The organism is Xanthomonas sp. LMG 8993 (assembly GCF_009835065.2).
Taxonomy (GTDB): domain Bacteria; phylum Pseudomonadota; class Gammaproteobacteria; order Xanthomonadales; family Xanthomonadaceae; genus Xanthomonas; species Xanthomonas arboricola.
This window is the reverse complement of record NZ_QVIF02000001.1, coordinates 314,650-330,270: the sequence shown is the minus strand read 5'-3', so window position 1 is coordinate 330,270 and position 15,621 is coordinate 314,650. Positions and strand designations below refer to the sequence as shown.

The 15,621-nt window shown below is 67.3% G+C and carries 16 protein-coding genes; 11 read left to right on the top strand and 5 right to left on the bottom strand.

The genetic code is table 11. The features are described 5' to 3' along the window. The first annotated feature begins 166 nt into the window (after window positions 1–166). From DYQ94_RS01330 to pdeM, 11 genes are all read left to right on the top strand, one after another. The gene (locus tag DYQ94_RS01330; protein ID WP_024938012.1) at window positions 167–1,342 is read left to right on the top strand and encodes a thiolase family protein; all 1,176 of its coding nucleotides are present in this window, start codon (window positions 167–169) and stop codon (window positions 1,340–1,342) included. Window positions 1,343–1,464: 122 nt separating this feature from the next. Then, window positions 1,465–1,806 carry a hypothetical protein gene (locus DYQ94_RS01325; protein ID WP_016904096.1) on the top strand — a complete coding sequence of 114 codons (342 nt, stop codon included), beginning with the start codon at window positions 1,465–1,467 and terminating at the stop codon, window positions 1,804–1,806. A gap of 239 nt (window positions 1,807–2,045) precedes the next feature. Next, window positions 2,046–2,372, top strand: coding sequence for an XAC1346 family secretion chaperone (locus tag DYQ94_RS01320; protein ID WP_126965722.1), 327 nt, complete (start codon window positions 2,046–2,048; stop codon window positions 2,370–2,372). Window positions 2,373–2,488: 116 nt separating this feature from the next. Further along, on the top strand, window positions 2,489–4,198 hold the full coding sequence (locus DYQ94_RS01315) for a diguanylate cyclase (protein WP_160954628.1): 1,710 nt from the start codon (window positions 2,489–2,491) through the stop codon (window positions 4,196–4,198). A gap of 96 nt (window positions 4,199–4,294) precedes the next feature. Beyond that, on the top strand, window positions 4,295–4,852 hold the full coding sequence (locus DYQ94_RS01310; RefSeq protein ID WP_126965720.1) for a bactofilin family protein: 558 nt from the start codon (window positions 4,295–4,297) through the stop codon (window positions 4,850–4,852). Continuing rightward, the gene (locus DYQ94_RS01305) at window positions 4,849–5,214 is read left to right on the top strand and encodes a hypothetical protein (RefSeq protein WP_016903723.1); all 366 of its coding nucleotides are present in this window, start codon (window positions 4,849–4,851) and stop codon (window positions 5,212–5,214) included. The genes DYQ94_RS01310 and DYQ94_RS01305 overlap by 4 nt, the downstream gene beginning before the upstream one ends. 312 nt (window positions 5,215–5,526) lie before the next feature. After that, window positions 5,527–6,537 (top strand): ligase-associated DNA damage response exonuclease, encoded by a 1,011-nt coding sequence (locus tag DYQ94_RS01300; RefSeq protein ID WP_065031828.1) that lies wholly within the window; start codon window positions 5,527–5,529, stop codon window positions 6,535–6,537. Next, window positions 6,534–6,767: a hypothetical protein gene (locus DYQ94_RS01295; RefSeq protein ID WP_024938018.1), complete on the top strand. Its 234-nt coding sequence runs from the start codon at window positions 6,534–6,536 to the stop codon at window positions 6,765–6,767. Before DYQ94_RS01300 ends, DYQ94_RS01295 begins: the two co-directional genes overlap by 4 nt. Continuing rightward, window positions 6,764–8,368: an ATP-dependent DNA ligase gene (locus tag DYQ94_RS01290; protein ID WP_102581096.1), complete on the top strand. Its 1,605-nt coding sequence runs from the start codon at window positions 6,764–6,766 to the stop codon at window positions 8,366–8,368. The genes DYQ94_RS01295 and DYQ94_RS01290 overlap by 4 nt, the downstream gene beginning before the upstream one ends. Further along, window positions 8,365–10,857: a ligase-associated DNA damage response DEXH box helicase gene (locus DYQ94_RS01285; RefSeq protein WP_126965718.1), complete on the top strand. Its 2,493-nt coding sequence runs from the start codon at window positions 8,365–8,367 to the stop codon at window positions 10,855–10,857. The genes DYQ94_RS01290 and DYQ94_RS01285 overlap by 4 nt, the downstream gene beginning before the upstream one ends. Then, a complete protein-coding gene (gene pdeM / locus DYQ94_RS01280; RefSeq protein ID WP_126965717.1) occupies window positions 10,847–11,491 on the top strand; it encodes a ligase-associated DNA damage response endonuclease PdeM in 645 nt (214 codons plus the stop codon). The genes DYQ94_RS01285 and pdeM overlap by 11 nt, the downstream gene beginning before the upstream one ends. Before the next feature lie 32 nt (window positions 11,492–11,523). Here pdeM and DYQ94_RS01275 read toward each other — a convergent pair whose 3' ends face one another. The 5 genes from DYQ94_RS01275 to nagZ all read right to left on the bottom strand — a co-directional run bounded on the left by DYQ94_RS01275 (window position 11,524) and on the right by nagZ (window position 15,575). Continuing rightward, complete coding sequence (locus DYQ94_RS01275; RefSeq protein WP_160954627.1) at window positions 11,524–12,789, bottom strand: FAD-dependent oxidoreductase; 1,266 nt, start codon at window positions 12,787–12,789, stop codon at window positions 11,524–11,526. 94 nt (window positions 12,790–12,883) lie between these two features. Then, a complete protein-coding gene (cspE, locus tag DYQ94_RS01270) occupies window positions 12,884–13,090 on the bottom strand; it encodes a transcription antiterminator/RNA stability regulator CspE (RefSeq protein ID WP_003488188.1) in 207 nt (68 codons plus the stop codon). Between the two features lie 87 nt (window positions 13,091–13,177). Next, complete coding sequence (locus DYQ94_RS01265; protein ID WP_039809937.1) at window positions 13,178–13,930, bottom strand: S-methyl-5'-thioinosine phosphorylase; 753 nt, start codon at window positions 13,928–13,930, stop codon at window positions 13,178–13,180. 86 nt (window positions 13,931–14,016) lie between these two features. After that, entirely contained in the window at window positions 14,017–14,571 is a 555-nt protein-coding gene (locus tag DYQ94_RS01260; protein WP_016903731.1) for a hypoxanthine-guanine phosphoribosyltransferase, read from the bottom strand. After that, entirely contained in the window at window positions 14,571–15,575 is a 1,005-nt protein-coding gene (gene nagZ / locus DYQ94_RS01255) for a beta-N-acetylhexosaminidase (RefSeq protein WP_126965715.1), read from the bottom strand. Before nagZ ends, DYQ94_RS01260 begins: the two co-directional genes overlap by 1 nt. Between the last annotated feature and the right edge of the window lie 46 nt (window positions 15,576–15,621).

The window sequence follows — 15,621 nt, the reverse complement described above, 5'->3', positions numbered from 1 at the left end:
CATTCCATGGATAGGGCCCAATCCCGGGCCCGAACGCCGTCTTTATACTGCATCCTCACACGGCTGTCGCAGCTGATTGCGTAGCGAATGTTGCAGCGCCGGGGGCGTGCTGGCGCGAACCGAGCATGAGGCAGATAATCGTTTCACTTTAAACGGTATCTCCTTTATGTCCGACATCGTCATCGTTGCTGCCAAACGCACTGCCATCGGCTCGTTCCTTGGTCAATTCAACGGTGTGCCGGCGCCGACGCTCGCCGCCACTGCGATCCGCGGCGCGCTGGCGCAGTCCGGCGTCGCGCCGGCCGACATTTCAGAAGTCATCGTTGGCTGCGTCCTGCCGGCCAACCTGGGCCAGGCGCCCGCACGTCAGGCGGCGATTGCCGCAGGCATCCCCACCTCCACCGGCGCCACCACCATCAACAAGGTGTGCGGCTCGGGCATGAAGGCGATCATGTTCGGGCACGATCTGATCAAGGCAGGCTCGGCCAGCATCGTGGTCGCCGGCGGCATGGAGTCGATGAGCAATGCGCCGCATCTGCTGCCCAATTCGCGCACCGGCAACCGCTACGGCAACTTCCAGGCGGTCGACCACATGGCCTGGGATGGGCTGACCAACCCTTACGACGGCCAGGCGATGGGCGTGTTCGGCGAGGCCACCGCCGAGAAGTTCGGTTTCAGCCGCGCCGATCAGGACGCGTTTGCGATCGCCTCGGTCGAACGCGCGCAGGCTGCCCAGCGCAGCGGTGCGTTCGCCGATGAAATCGTTCCGGTCACCGTGGCCACACGCAAGGGCGAGGTGGTCGTCGACAGCGACGAGCAACCGGCCAAATCCGACATCGCCAAGATCCCGACCCTGAAGCCGGCCTTCAAGAAGGACGGCAGCGTCACCGCCGCCAGCTCGTCCAGCATCTCCGATGGCGCGGCGATCACCGTGCTGATGGGCGCAGACGAGGCGCAGCGGCGTGGCATCGCACCGTTGGCGCGCATCGTGGGGCATGTCACCCACTCGCAGGAACCTGAGTGGTTCACCACTGCGCCGGTCGCTGCCATCCAGAAGTTGATCGGCAAGATCGGCTGGCAACTGGATGAGGTGGATCTGTTCGAAATCAACGAAGCATTCGCCGTGGTGGCGATGACGCCGATCGCCGAGCTGGGCATTTCGCACGACAAGGTCAACGTCAACGGCGGTGCCTGCGCTTTGGGGCATCCGATCGGCGCATCCGGTGCCCGCCTGGTGGTGACATTGGTGAATGCGTTGCGCACGCGCGGTGGCAAGCGCGGAATCGCGACCCTGTGCATCGGCGGCGGTGAGGCGACTGCCATCGCTATCGAATTGATTTAATTGTTTTTAACGGCGATTTTGCAAAACTGAATGCGCGCACGCTTGACACTGGTCTTTGGACCGTCATCATGTCGGGGGCGCGCAATAGCGCGTTGCCTAATCTAACGACGAGGATTGAAACAATGACCATTAACAAGCTGCTGATCGCAATGGCTCTGGGCCTGGCCCTGACCGCTTGCTCGAAGCCGGAACAGGCTCAGGACGCTGCTGCTTCGGCTAACGAAGCTGCTGCCGACGCTCAGACCGCTGCTGACCAGGCTGCTGCCTCGGGCTCGCAGTCGGCTGACGCCGCTCAGGCTGCTGCCAACACCGCCGCTGCTTCGGCTGACACCGCTGCTGACGCTGCCCAGGCTGCTTCCGGCGCCGCCACCGACGCTGCTGCTGAGCAGGCTGCCGACGCTGCCAAGACGGCTGAAAACACCGCCGAAGCTGCTAAGGACACCGCCGAAGAAGCCAAGAAGTAATCACTTCTTAGCTCCAAGCGAGTTCGGAAAAAGCCGCTGGTTTCCAGCGGCTTTTTCTTTGCCCGCGATTTATAGGCGCCTGACCAGCGTTGCCGTTCCTGCACCGGAGCGGCTCCCTGTGGCGACGTGCACGGTGCATGCCGCCCGTTGGCTGAATGGCCGGCCGCGCATTGACGCCGGCTGCATCGGCCCGTGCATAAGCTCGCTCTTCCAACACCGGAACAGGAACAGGACCACCCATGAAGACGATCCGCATGCTGTCGCTGAGCGCCATCGCCGCTCTCACCCTCGCCGCTTGCCAGGGCCCTGACGCCGAGCAGGCGCAACGCGATGCCGCCTCCGCTGCCAAGCACGCTGCGGCTGCGACCGAACAAGCTGCCGATCGCGCCGCCGTGCAGGCCAAGGCCGCCACCGCAGATGCACGCGTGGCTGCACGCGAACTGGCCGCCGATGCGAGCCGCGCAACCGCCAATGCCGCAGACGCCACTGCCGACAAGACCCGCGAGATGGCCAACAAGGCCGAGCAGAACGCCGACAAGCACGACGCCGACCATCCGCAGCATTGATTGACCGTGTGACCGTATCAGCAGTTTGCGAACGCGCCGGCCAAATTGGGCCGGCGCGCTTGTTTCCCGCCAACGGCGACCTCGTGTTGTCGAGGCTGGCAGGCTAGCATTCGTCCATGCCCTCCTCTTTTACTGCGCGCCGCCGCAACCAGCTGGCGCTGGCGTTCTCTGCCCTGATCTTCATCGCCATCGGTATCGGCATCTTTGTCGGTGCCCGTCGCTCGTTGGCCGATGCCGCGCTCGTCTCGCATACGCATGAAGTGATTGGCCGGGTCGACGAGATCCAGGCGCGCGTACTGGATGCCGAATCGGCGCAGCGCGGCTTTCTGCTCACCGGCAACGATGCCTATCTGCTCGACTATCAGACCAGCGTCGAGCGCCTGCCGATCCTGCTCGATAACCTGCGTCGCCTGATTGCCGACAATCCCGACCAGGTGCAGCACCTGGACACCTTGCAGCGACTGGTGGAAACGCGCCTGCAGCAGATCCAGCACGTGCTCGACGTGTACGCGCAGCAGGGCCTGGAGCCGGCCCGCGCGGGCATCCGGCAGACCGCCTTCCGCACCACCAGCGCGATCCGCGAGCAGGCGCTGACCATGGTGCAACGCGAGCAGGAGCTGCTGACCCAGCGCGCCGAAAGCAGCCGACAAAGTGCGGCCTTGCTGCTGGTGCTGGCACTGGCCGGCATCCCGTTCGGGCTGGCGGTGGTCGGTACCGTCTATGCCTTGCTGATGCGCGAACTGCGGCATCGCTCGCAGGCCGAGAAACTGGCAGCGCAGGCCAATCGCGAGTTGGGCGACAGCGTCGTTGCGCTACAACGCAGTACCGCCGATCTCAATCTGCTCAGCCGCTATACCGGCCTGTTGCAAAGCTGCATCAGCGCAGAAGAGGCGCTGATGGTGAGCAGCCGCACCCTCGCCAGCCTGCTGCCGGGCGTTGCCGGAAGCGTGTATCTGCTGCGTGCCTCGCAGGATCGCGCCGAGGCGATCAGCCATTGGGGCGAGCCGCTGGTGCACAGCGCGCCACATCTGCTGCCTGAAGAGTGCTGGGCGCTGCGCCGTGGACAACCGCACATCGTCGACGACCTGGGCCGGGATGCGCTGTGCGTGCATATCGGTACGCCCGAGCCCGGCAGCGCCGTCACCACCGCATGCCTGCCGATGTCCGCGCAAGGCACCCAGCTCGGCTTCCTGTTCCTGTCTTCGCCGGGTCCGGGGCCGATGCCCCGCCTGGAAATCGCCGAGGCGGCCGCCGAACAGCTGTCGCTGGCGTTGAGCAATCTGCGCCTGCGCGAATCGCTGCGCCGGCAGTCGATTCGCGACCCGCTGACCGGGCTGTACAACCGCCGCTATCTGGAAGAATCGCTCAGCCACGAACTCGCGCGCTGCGCACGCCGCGGCCTGCCGTTGTCGGTGCTGATGCTGGACGTGGACCACTTCAAGCAATTCAACGACAGCCAGGGCCACGCCGGCGGCGATCTGCTGCTGGCGGCGCTGGGCGAGTTGCTGCTGACCCGGCTGCGTGCCGAAGACGTCGCCTGCCGCTACGGCGGCGAAGAGTTCACGGTCATTCTTCCCGAGGCCGATGGCGTCGAGGCGCTGCGCGTGGCCGAGGACATTCGCGGCCACATCGCGGCCCTGGCAGTCAGCGACGGCCCGCGCTCGTTGCCGTGGGTGACGGCCTCGATCGGCGTGGCCAGCTTCCCGGTCGATGGAGAACTGGGGGCCAGCCTGATCCAGAAGGCCGATGCGGCCCTGTATGTCGCCAAGCACGGCGGTCGTAACCGGGTCGAGCGGCATGGCGCCGCCACGCCCGCAGTGGACTGAGCACGCGCGCCATCGGTGCTGGTTTGCGTAACCCGTCACACAAAAGATCGGTCCGCGCGGCGATAGTCGGTCTTGACCCCCGAGCGAGACAGTCCGATGTCGATGTGGCGCGATCAAGGTCCCAACAAGAAAGACGGCGTTCCCGCAGCCCCTGAGGTCCCGGCTGCCGATGGACGGCTGTTCACTGCCGAGGCCAGCCCGGCACCCCCGGTGCCCGCCGCCGCGCCACCGAGCGCCGCACCCGCCGCGGCCACACCGCAGCGCCAGGGCGAGGCCAAGGAATCGCTGATCGCCGCCGACATCAGCATCGAAGGCAAGATCGAGGGCGCCGGTCACGTGCGTCTGGCCGGCCGCTTCAAGGGCGATGTCAACGTCAAGGGCGATCTGACCATCGAGCGCGGCGCCAAGCTCAACGGCGGCGTGCGCGCCAACAAGGTGATCATCGCCGGAGAGCTGGAGGGCAATATCGAATCGGCCGCGCAGGTGGAGCTGCAGACCTCCGGCGTGCTGGTCGGCGACGTCAAGGCCGGCAGCCTGACCGTGGCCTCGGGTGCGCGCATGCGCGGCCAGGCCGATTTCGGCTGGGGCGAGGACACCGGCAAAACGGTCGTTGCGGCCAAGCCGGTCGTCAGCGGAGACAGCGACGGCACATGAGTGCGCCCCGCCCGGGCACGCCCGGTGCCACGCGCAGCTGCCCGCACTGCAAGGCGACGATCCTGGAAAGCGCCAGCGTCTGCCCTGCGTGCAAGCACCACCTGCGCTTCGACTCGGCGGCGGCGCAGCACGCACAGCCGGCACCGATCGTGCCGCTCAAGGTCGACGGCACCATTCGCCATCCCGCCGATGGCGATCCATGGGAATACACCGTGGTGGTGGTGGTGCGTAACGGCAAGGGCGAGGAGATTCGGCGCCAGGTCGTGGATGTCGGCGCAATGCAGGGCGGCGAGGAGCGCGGCTTTACGCTGGCGGTGGAGGCGACTGCGGTGCGTTCGCCTGGGCGGCGGTCGCGGCATTAGCGGTTGGGGCGGGGAATCGGGAATCGGGAATCGGGAATCGGGGTGGATGATGCGGGCCAGCGCCTGCGTGGGTGTTCGATTTCCGAGTCTTGACTGATTATTCCGATGCGCAATGGTGCGAGCTGGCGGCGGGCGTGCTGCATTGACGGACAGCTCATGCCACGCCGGGCGCTTGCTCGAGTCGATGGCCTTGCCTTGATCGCGCACTGGCTCGACTAGCGATTGCGATCTGCAGGCCTTGGCGCAGTGGTGCGTCGATGCGTGCCATTCCCATTCTCAGGATCTGCACACCGGCTTGGCCAGAGTTGCCCCATGCGCAACGGCAACGGACAACTTGGCGATCTGGTGGTGCTTGGCCCCGAAGGCCTGTATTGCCCGCAGGGCGACTTCCATATCGATCCCTGGCGGCCGGTGCCACGTGCGGTGATCACGCATGGGCATGGCGACCACGCACGCAGCGGCATGGGCGAATACCACTGCACGCACGAGAGCTTGCCGATCCTGCAGTGGCGCCTGGGCGAGCAGGTCTATCACACGCATGCCGACGGTGAAGCCTTCGAGCTGGGACGCGCGCGGGTGTCGCTGCATCCGGCCGGGCATGTGCTCGGCTCGGCGCAGGTGCGCATCGAGGTGGATGGCGAAGTCTGGGTTGCATCGGGCGACTACAAGCGCCAGCACGATCCCACCTGCAAACCGTTCGAAGTGGTGCCCTGCGACACCTTCATCACCGAAGCGACCTTTGGGCTGCCGGTGTATCGCTGGCCGGATACCGCCGATGTCGCGGCCGACATCGTCGCCTGGCGCCACGAATGTGCAGAGCGCGGCGAGGCCGCCATTCTGTATTGCTATGCCCTGGGCAAGGCGCAACGCGTATTGGCGGAATTGCGCGCCTGGGATACGCAACCAGCCTTGCTGCATGGCGCGATTGCGGTGGGCGTGGAGGTGTATCGCCAGGCCGGCATCCCGATGCTGGATACCCAACCGGTCAGCGAACATGCGCGTGGCGCCGACTATGCCGGGCAACTGGTCCTGGCGCCGCCATCGGCGGCCGGCAGCGCCTGGATCCGTCGCTTCCGGCACGCGCAACAGGGTTTCGCATCGGGCTGGATGCGCATTCGCGGCAATCGCCGTCGGCGCAACTATGACCGCGGTTTTGTGGTGTCCGATCATGCCGACTGGCCGGACCTGCTGCGCACCATCGAAGACACCGGCGCACGGCGGGTGATCGCCACCCACGGCAACACCGATGCCTTGATTCAGCACCTGCTGGAACGCGGCGTCGCTGCCGAAGCCTTCCGTACCGATTTCGGAGCCGAGGAATGAACCCCTTGCCTGCACGTCGTTATGCGCGCGCGCGCCCACGGATCCGCTTGACCGGCGCACTCGCGTTCCGTCGCCACGCATTGGCGTTTCGCGTGCACCGCACACTGCCGGCGGCAGTGATCGGGCCGCCACGACCTTACCGGCGCCCGCGCTGCCTGGGCGCATTTACGCGGCGCGCGCTGGAACTGCGTGCTGCCGACAACCGCACCAAGCTGCAGGGCCCGGCGTGAAGCGATTTGCCGCGTTGTACCGCACCCTGGATCGCAGCACCGGCACGCTCGACAAGCGTGCGGCCTTGGTCGCGTATTTCCGCAGTGCGCCGCCGTTCGACGCGGCGTGGGCGCTGTACCTGCTGGCCGGTGGCAAGGTGGCCAGCACGCGCATGCGCATCGCCAGCAGCGGCGAACTGCGCGAATGGATCACCGACACCGCCGGCATCGCCGACTGGCTGGTGGCCGACAGCTACGACCATGTCGGCGATCTGGCCGAGACCTTGGCCTTGTTGCTGGACGACCCGATCACCGAAGCGGCCGATCTGCCGCTGGCCGAGTGGATCGAACAGCGGTTGCTGCCGATCGCCAACCAGGACGTGGAAGTGCGCAAGGCCTGCATCGTGCAGGCGTGGCGCAGCCTGGCCTTCGACGAGCGCCTGGTGTTCAACAAGCTGCTCACCGGCGCCCTGCGCGTGGGGGTGTCGCAGCGACTGGTGCAGCAGGCGCTGGCGGAGATGTCCGGGATAGAGATCGCGCGCATTGCACAGCGCATGCTCGGCAGCTGGCGGCCGCATCCGGGCTATCTGGCCACTCTGCTGACCGCCGAGGAACTGCCCGGCGATCGCCAGCAGCCCTACCCGTTCTTTCTCGCCTCGCCACTCGAAGCCGAGGTCGAAACGCTGGGCGCGGTCGATGACTGGTTGCTGGAATGGAAGTGGGACGGCATTCGCCTGCAGTTGATCCGGCGCGCTGGCGAAGCGGCGTTGTGGTCGCGTGGCGAGGAACGCCTGGATGGCCGTTTCCCGGAGATCGAACAGGCCGCGCTGCAGTTGCCCGACGGCACGGTCATCGATGGCGAGCTGCTGGCCTGGCAACCGGAGCAGTCCTTGCCGATGCCGTTCACCGCCTTGCAGACGCGCATCCAGCGGCTCAAGCCCGGGCCGAAGACATTGGCGGCGGCGCCGGCGCGCGTGGTTGCCTACGATCTGCTCGAGCTGGACGGCGAAGATTTGCGCGAGCGCCCCTTGCAGGAGCGTCGCGCATTGCTGGAAGGCGTGCTGAGCACGCTCGCCGACCCACGCATCGTCGCCTCGCCGCTGGTAAAGGCCGGCGACTGGCAGGCGGCCGCGCAGCTGCGCCTGGATGCACGCGAGCGCGGCGTGGAAGGGTTGATGCTCAAGCGCGCCAGCTCCGCCTACCAATCCGGCCGCCGGCGCGGCGACTGGTGGAAGTGGAAGATCGACCCGCTCACCATCGATGCGGTGCTGCTGTACGCACAAGCCGGCCATGGCCGCCGCAGCACGCTGTACACCGACTACACCTTCGGGCTGTGGCACGAGGGCCAGCTGGTGCCGATCGCCAAGGCCTACTCGGGGCTAGACGACAAGGAGATCCTGCAGCTGGATCGCTGGATCCGCGCCAACACCACCGAACGCTTCGGACCGGTGCGTGCGGTCACCGCGCACCATGTCTTCGAACTGGGGTTCGAAGCGGTCAACCGCAGCGCGCGGCACAAGTCCGGCATTGCGGTGCGTTTCCCGCGCATCCTGCGCTGGCGACAGGACAAGCCGATGAACGAGGCCGACCACCTGAGCAGCCTGCAGGCGCTGGCACGGTGAGCGCTGCGGCGCAGACACGCGGCACGCCCTTGCAACAATGGCGTGCCTGGTTCGCGCAGCGCGGTTGGGCGCCGTTGCCGTTTCAACGTGATGTGTGGAAGCGCTATCTCGCGGGCGAGTCCGGCTTGCTGCATACGCCCACCGGCAGCGGCAAGACGCTGGCAGCCTTCGGTGGGCCGCTGCTGGAGGCCTTGTCCACGCGTGGACGCAAGCCGGCGAGCAAGCCCGCCACGGCCGCGCGACGCCAACAGCAACGCACGCTGCAGGTGCTGTGGATCACGCCCCTGCGCGCACTCGCCGCCGATACCGCACGCGCGCTGCGCGAGCCGGTGGAGGCCCTGGGGCTGGATTGGCAGGTGGGCCTGCGTACCGGCGACGCCAGCGCGCGCGACAAGCGGCTGGCGCGCAGCGGCAAGCTCGATGTGCTGGTCACCACGCCCGAATCGCTGGCCTTGCTGTTGTCGTATCCCGACACCGCGCCGCAGCTGTCGGCGCTGCGCTGCGTGATCGTCGACGAATGGCATGAGCTGCTCGGCAACAAGCGTGGCGTGCTGCTGCAACTGTGCCTGGCGCGGCTGCGCGGCTGGGCGCCGCAGCTGCGCATCTGGGGCCTGTCGGCAACGCTGGGCAACCTGGCGCAGGCACGCGACGTGCTGTTGCCGCATCGCCCCGATGCCGCGCTGGTGTCGGGCGTCAAACCCCGCGCGATGACCCTGGAGACGCTGCTGCCCGACAGCGGCGAGCGCTTTCCGTGGGCCGGGCATCTGGGTCTGGCGCAGCTGGCGCGCGTATTGCAGAAGATCATGCAGCAGCGCACCAGCCTGGTGTTCACCAATACGCGCGCCCAGGCCGAGTTGTGGCATCAGGCCTTGAGTGCGGTGTGGCCGGACGATCTGGCCACGCTCGCGCTGCATCACGGCTCGCTGGACCCGTCCTTGCGCGCGGCGGCCGAGCAAGGCCTGCGCGACGGCAGCCTGCGTTGCGTGGTCGCCACGTCCAGCCTGGATCTCGGCGTGGATTTCCCGGCTGTCGATCAGGTGCTGCAGGTCGGCAGCCCCAAGGGCATTGCGCGCCTGCTGCAACGTGCCGGCCGCGCGCGCCACCGTCCGGGCGAATCCGGGCATGTGGTGTGCGTGCCCTCGCATGCGCTGGAACTGGTGGAATACGCCGCCGCGCGGCGCGCCATCGTGCATGGCCAGATCGAGGCACGGCCGCCGCCGCGCCTGTCGCTGGACGTGTTGGCGCAGCACTGCGTGACCCTGGCATTGGGCGGCGGTTTTCAGGCCGATGCCTTGTTCGAGCAGGTGCGCGGCACCGATGCGTTTGCGGCACTGGATCACGCCACCTGGCAGGCGGTGCTGGACTTCATCGTGCAGGGCGGCAGCGCGCTGGCGCATTACCCGGATTTCCACAAGGTCGTGCGCGACGAAGAAGGCGTGTACCGGGTCATCGACCGGCGCGTCGCGCTGCGGCACCGCCTGTCCATCGGCACGATCACCAGCGACGGCAGCGTGCGCGTGCAGTTCCTACGCGGCGGCCGCCTGGGCGCGGTGGAGGAGCAGTTCGTCGGCCGCCTGCGCCGTGGCGATCGTTTTCAATTTGCCGGCCGTTTGCTGGAGCTGGTGCGGCTGGAAGACATGACCGCCTACGTGCGCGTGGCCAAGGGTGGCAGCGGCGTGGTGCCCAAATGGATGGGTGGACGCATGCCGTTGTCGTCGGCCCTGGGCCGCGAGGTCGAAGCGGTGTTTGCCGATCCCGGCGACGCGCCGGAAATGCAGGCGCTGGCGCCGTTGCTGCGCCTGCAGGCCTCGCTGTCCTCGCTGCCCGGCCCGGACCATTTGGTGGTGGAAAGCATCAAGGCGCGCGATGGCCGGCACGTGTTCGTGTATCCGTTCGCCGGTCGCCAGGTCAACGAAGGGCTGGCCGCGTTGCTGGCGGCGCGCTGGGGCAGGCGTCAGCGCAATACCTTCAGTTTTGCTGCCAACGATTACGGATTCGTGCTGTCGCCCGCGCAGGATGTGGAACTCGATGCGGGCGTCCTGCAGGCGCTGCTGTCGCCGGAGGGGCTGTTTGCCGATCTGCGCGACAGCCTCAACCTGGGCGAACTGGCACGCCGCCAGTTCCGCGAGATCGCGCGCGTGGCCGGCTTGCTGTCGCCATCGCTGCCCGGCCGTGCACCACGCAGCCTGCGGCAGCTGCAGGCCTCCAGCGGATTGCTGTACGACGTGTTGCAACGTTTCGACCCAGATCACCTGCTGCTTGCCCAGGCCGAGCGCGAAGTGTTCGAAGGCCAGCTCGAACTGGCGCGGCTTGCGCATGCACTGGAAGATTGCGCGCGGCGCGAACTGCGCCTGTGCAAACCGCGCAGCCTCACCCCGTTGTCGTTTCCGTTATGGGCCGAACGTGTGCGCGGCCAACTGAGTACCGAAGACTGGAAGGCCCGCGTGTTGCGCGCTGCCGAACAACTGGAGCGTAAACATGGGCGATAGCGTGCAACTGCAGCTTGCTGGCGAAACAGTGGAACTGCTCGGCGAACGCGCGCTGTATCGACCGGCGCAACGCGCCTTGCTGATCGCCGACCTGCATCTGGGCAAGGCCGATGTGTTCCGTCGCGCCGGCATCGGAATGCCGGCCGGCGGCACCGCGCACGATCTGGAGCGGCTGGATGCGCTGCTGCAACAGCGCACGGTGGACGCGTTATGGATCCTCGGCGACCTGCTGCACGGCCCCGTACCGCGCGCGGCCTGGCATCGCCGCTGGAGCGCATGGCGCGAGCGCCATTGCGCGTTGCGCGTGATCGCCATCCGCGGCAATCACGACCGCGCATTGTCGGGCGCCGACCTGCATATCGAAGCGGCCGGCGAACAGGTAGAAGATGGCCCCTTCGTGCTGCGCCACGATCCGCTGCCCCATCCGACCGGGCATGTGCTGTGCGGGCACCTGCATCCGCTGGCTGCGCTACCCGGCATGTCGCGTCGCTGGCCGGCGTTCTGGTTGCGCGAGCGCGTCACCATCCTGCCGGCGTTCTCGCATTTCACCGCGGGCATCGTGCCAACGCTGGTCGAAGGCGAGCGCCTGGTCGCCTGCGTGGAAGACGATGCGCTGGCATTGCCGGTGCGTTAGCGGGCGCGGCACTGCGTAGGCCGCCGCTTCTTCTATGCGGCCGCTTCGGCCTTGTCGACGGCAACACGCGGCACCGGTTGCGCCAACGCGTCCACAAAGTCCGGCGCCAGTGCCAGCTTGCCGAACCAGCCGTGCTGGGTGCCGCTGAGCACCCGCAGCATATGCCCGCGTCCGCCGGGCACGCGTCCCATCGGGCGCAGCAGCAGATCGCGCCCGTGCGCCCAGAAATCGCGTTCGGACTGGAACAACGGCGTCAGCCAACGGCTCCAGCGGTGATAGATCGCCACATGCGCCTGGCGCTCGCGCTGATAGTGCTGCAAGGCCGCATCCAGATCGGCGCCGACCCGCAAGGCATCGCGCAGCGCCAACGCATCCAGCAGCGCCATGTTGACGCCCTGCCCCAGCTGCGGACTCATCGCATGCGCGGCATCGCCGGCCAGCACGAAGCGGCCGCGATGCCAGCGTGTCACCACCGCGTCGCGATAACTCGCACGCGCCAATGCGCCATGCACTTGCACGGTTTCCAGACGCGCATATGCATCCGGCCACATCTGCGCAATCTCCTGCCGCCATGCGGCAATGCCGCGCTGTTCCCACGCGGCAAAATCGCTGCACGGCAGGCTCCAGAAAAAACTCAGCCGCGGGGTGGCGTCGCCCGGGCGCGTGCCCACCGGCAGCAGGCCGATCATCTTGCGCGCGCCGACATAGCGCTGGCGCAACTCATCGACGAACGGCCAGTCCTCGCGTGGCAGCAAGCACCACAACGCACCCCACGGATACACCCGATCCAGCCGCGTGCCCTGCGCCTGCGCGCGCAAGCTCGACGCAGAACCATCGGCGGCGATGATCAGATCGTAGGGGCCGTGCCAGTGCCCGCGCTGGTCCTGCACGCGCGCGCTGTCGTGATCGATCGCGGTGATCCGGGTATCCACATGCAGCTGCGCTTGCTCTGACCAGGCCTCGCGCAACAGCGTAAACAAAGCGCCGCGCTGCATGCCCAGGCCCATCAGCCGCGCATCCAGATCGCGGTACTGCATGTCCATCACCGCGCGTCCGCACGGCGTTTCGCCATACAGCCGGCGCACCGGTGCGCCATGCGCGAGCGCCTGCGGCAGCAGGCCCATCTTCCACAGCACCTGCAGGCCACTGGGCTGCAGCAGGAAGCCTGCTCCCACCGGCCCGGGCGTGGCGGCACGTTCGAACACGTCCAGCCGGTGCCCGTCGGCGCCCAGCAGCACGGCCAGTGCCTGCCCCGCCGTTCCATAACCCACTACCGCAATGCGCAATGCTCGCTGCATGTCCTTCGCTCCCTGGACGGCACCGACCCCGCATGGGGCGATGCAAAAAAAACCCCGCCGTGGCGGGGTTCTTCAACCGCACAATCGAGTCACATCACTCGACCGGCGTGATGTTCGAAGCCTGGGCACCCTTGGGGCCCTGGGTCACGTCATAACTGACGCGCTGGCCTTCCTGCAGGCTGCGGAAGCCCTTGGAGTTGATCGCGGAGAAGTGCGCGAAGACATCGGCGCTGCCGTCCTCCGGTGAGATGAAGCCAAATCCCTTGGCGTCGTTGAACCACTTGACGGTACCGTTCGGCATGGTGATGCGAGACCTTTGCAATAATTAATGGGTGGTGTACGGCGATGCGTACGCGCCGAGTATGCAAAGCTTATGCCCCGATGACAATCACCCGCGTGCAAGTTCGCCGATCAGCTCCGGCAATCCGGACGAGGCGGCATCGACGTTGGCCAACACCTCCGCCATGGTGATTTCCTGCGCGTCGCCACAGCCGGCCGCCCAGTTGGCCACGATCGCCAAACATGCGTATTCCAGGCCTTTTTCGCGTGCCAGAGCCGCTTCGGGCATGCCGGTCATGCCGACCAGATCGCAGCCGTCGCGACGCATGCGGGCGATCTCTGCAATCGTTTCCAGTCGCGGCCCCTGGGTTGCGCCGTAACATCCGCCGGCGACCATCGTGACGCCGGTCACCTTGGCGGCGGCGATGACCTTGCTGCGGAACATCGGCGAATACGGATGGCCGAAATCCACGTGCTGCACCTCGCTGCCTGGCTCTTCGCAGAAGGTGGACACGCGGCCCCAGGTGTAATCGATCAGCTGATCCGGGCACGCCAGCACGCGTGGGCCGAACTGCTCGGTGATGCCGCCGACGGTATTGAGCGCCAGCACCCGCGCAGCACCGATTTGCTGCAGCGCAGCGATGTTTGCGCGGTAATTCACCTTGTGCGGCGGCAGCGAATGGCCTTCGCCATGACGCGCCAGGAATGCCACGCGGTGGCCCAGCAACATGCCCACGCGGATCGGGCCGGAGGGCGCGCCATACGGTGTTTCGATGTCGTGCGTCTGCACCTGATCCAGCTGTGCGAGCTTGTAGACGCCGGTGCCGCCGATGACGGCCAATGCGATGGAAGTGGAGGACACAAGCAACCTCTGCAACGAAAGACAGGATGGTGACGCGCAGCCCTGCGCGCCGGGCTGCCCGCAGCGACGCGGGCAAACTGCGGCAGTTACTGCTTCATCGCGTAGATGGCGGGAATGCCGCGCAGCTGCTCGTTGACGTCCATGCCGAAGCCGAACACGTAGCGGTCGGCCACTTCCACGCCGACGTAGTCGGCGGCCACACCAGGCACGCAACGGTCGTGACGCTTGACGGTCAACACCGCCACGCGCACGTCGGTGGCGCCCTGCTCCAGGCACCACTGGCGCACGCCCTGCAGCGTGTAGCCCTCGTCGAGGATGTCGTCGACCAGGATCACCCGGCGACCGAACAACGCAGTGGCCGGACGGTGCTTCCACACCAGCTCGCCGCCGGTGGTTTCGCCGCGGTAACGGGTGGCATGCAGGTAATCGAACTGCAGGTCCTGGCCGCGTGCGCCCAGCTCCAGCGCCAGCTGCCCGGAGAACGGCAACGCGCCATGCATGATGGTGAGATACACCGGCACTTCGCCGGCATAGTCGCGCGCGATCGCGTCGGCAATGCTGGCGACCGCCGCATCGATGGCAGGGCGATCGACCAGCAGATCGGCTTGGGCCAGGGCCTGGGAAATGGTGAGCGTGGACATCAGGCAGTTGTTCCGAAAGAGGCGGAAAGGGGGGTGGTGAATGAGGCGTCGGAGCCGGCGAGCAGGCCATCCCAGCCCAGCGCGCCGCGGCCGATCAGGCCGATCAATGCTGCGGTATTGAGGCTGCGGCCCTGCACGGCCTGCAGCGATTCGTCGACCAGTTCCGGGTGGCAAACCAGCACCACGTCACAGCCGGCATCCAGGTGCGCATGCACCCGGCCGGCCACCCCGCCGGCGCTGAACGAGGCGGCCATGCCGATGTCGTCGGAGAACACCACGCCGCGAAAGCCCAGTTGCCCGCGCAGGATCTGCTCGATCCAGCGCGGCGAATAGCCGGCCGGTTCCGGGGCGACCTGCGGGTAGACCACGTGCGCCATCATCACCGCGTCGGCACCGGCCTCGATGCCGGCCATAAACGGCAGCAGATCTTCGGCCAGCAGGACCTGCAGCGGGCGCGGGTCGCTGGCATGGTCGACGTGGGTGTCTTCCAGCACGGTGCCGTGGCCGGGGAAATGCTTGAGCGTGGCGGCCATGCCGGCGCCGTGCAGCGCCTGCACATAGGCGCGGGTGAAGCTGGCCACGATCTGCGGATCGTCGCTGAAGGCACGATCGCCGATGGCGCGGTTGCCGCGGCCCAGATCCACCACCGGTGCGAAGCTCAGGTCCACGCCGCTGGCACGCACTTCGCTGGCCATCAGCTGCGCATGTGCGCGCGCGGCGGCGAGCGCGGCCTCGGGGTCCTGCGCGTAGTGCGCGCCGAAGCTCTGCAGCGGCGCCAGGGCGCTGTAGCCGTCGCGAAAGCGCTGTACGCGCCCGCCTTCCTGGTCCACGCAGATCAGCACCGGGCGCGGTGCGGCCGCGCGGATGGACGCAGACAGCTCGGCCACCTGCGTGCGCGAGGCGAAGTTGCGCTTGAACAGCACCACGCCGGCGACCGCGTCGTGCTGCAGCCAGTCGCGTTCCTGTGCGCTGAGTTCGGTACCGGCAACGCCGATCAGAAGCATGTTGGGGGGACTCCCGGGCCAGGCGCCACGTTGGCGCAGCGCGGCA

What these genes read in the sequence shown, in the direction of transcription:
- DYQ94_RS01330 (WP_024938012.1), top strand. Translation starts at nt 167, where the DNA reads ATGTCCGACATCGTCATCGTTGCTGCCAAACGCACTGCCATCGGCTCG.
- DYQ94_RS01325 (WP_016904096.1), top strand. Translation starts at nt 1,465, where the DNA reads ATGACCATTAACAAGCTGCTGATCGCAATGGCTCTGGGCCTGGCCCTG.
- DYQ94_RS01320 (WP_126965722.1), top strand. Translation starts at nt 2,046, where the DNA reads ATGAAGACGATCCGCATGCTGTCGCTGAGCGCCATCGCCGCTCTCACC.
- DYQ94_RS01315 (WP_160954628.1), top strand. Translation starts at nt 2,489, where the DNA reads ATGCCCTCCTCTTTTACTGCGCGCCGCCGCAACCAGCTGGCGCTGGCG.
- DYQ94_RS01310 (WP_126965720.1), top strand. Translation starts at nt 4,295, where the DNA reads ATGTCGATGTGGCGCGATCAAGGTCCCAACAAGAAAGACGGCGTTCCC.
- DYQ94_RS01305 (WP_016903723.1), top strand. Translation starts at nt 4,849, where the DNA reads ATGAGTGCGCCCCGCCCGGGCACGCCCGGTGCCACGCGCAGCTGCCCG.
- DYQ94_RS01300 (WP_065031828.1), top strand. Translation starts at nt 5,527, where the DNA reads ATGCGCAACGGCAACGGACAACTTGGCGATCTGGTGGTGCTTGGCCCC.
- DYQ94_RS01295 (WP_024938018.1), top strand. Translation starts at nt 6,534, where the DNA reads ATGAACCCCTTGCCTGCACGTCGTTATGCGCGCGCGCGCCCACGGATC.
- pdeM (WP_126965717.1), top strand. Translation starts at nt 10,847, where the DNA reads ATGGGCGATAGCGTGCAACTGCAGCTTGCTGGCGAAACAGTGGAACTG.
- DYQ94_RS01275 (WP_160954627.1), bottom strand. Translation starts at nt 12,789, where the DNA reads ATGCAGCGAGCATTGCGCATTGCGGTAGTGGGTTATGGAACGGCGGGG.
- cspE (WP_003488188.1), bottom strand. Translation starts at nt 13,090, where the DNA reads ATGCCGAACGGTACCGTCAAGTGGTTCAACGACGCCAAGGGATTTGGC.
- DYQ94_RS01260 (WP_016903731.1), bottom strand. Translation starts at nt 14,571, where the DNA reads ATGTCCACGCTCACCATTTCCCAGGCCCTGGCCCAAGCCGATCTGCTG.
- nagZ (WP_126965715.1), bottom strand. Translation starts at nt 15,575, where the DNA reads ATGCTTCTGATCGGCGTTGCCGGTACCGAACTCAGCGCACAGGAACGC.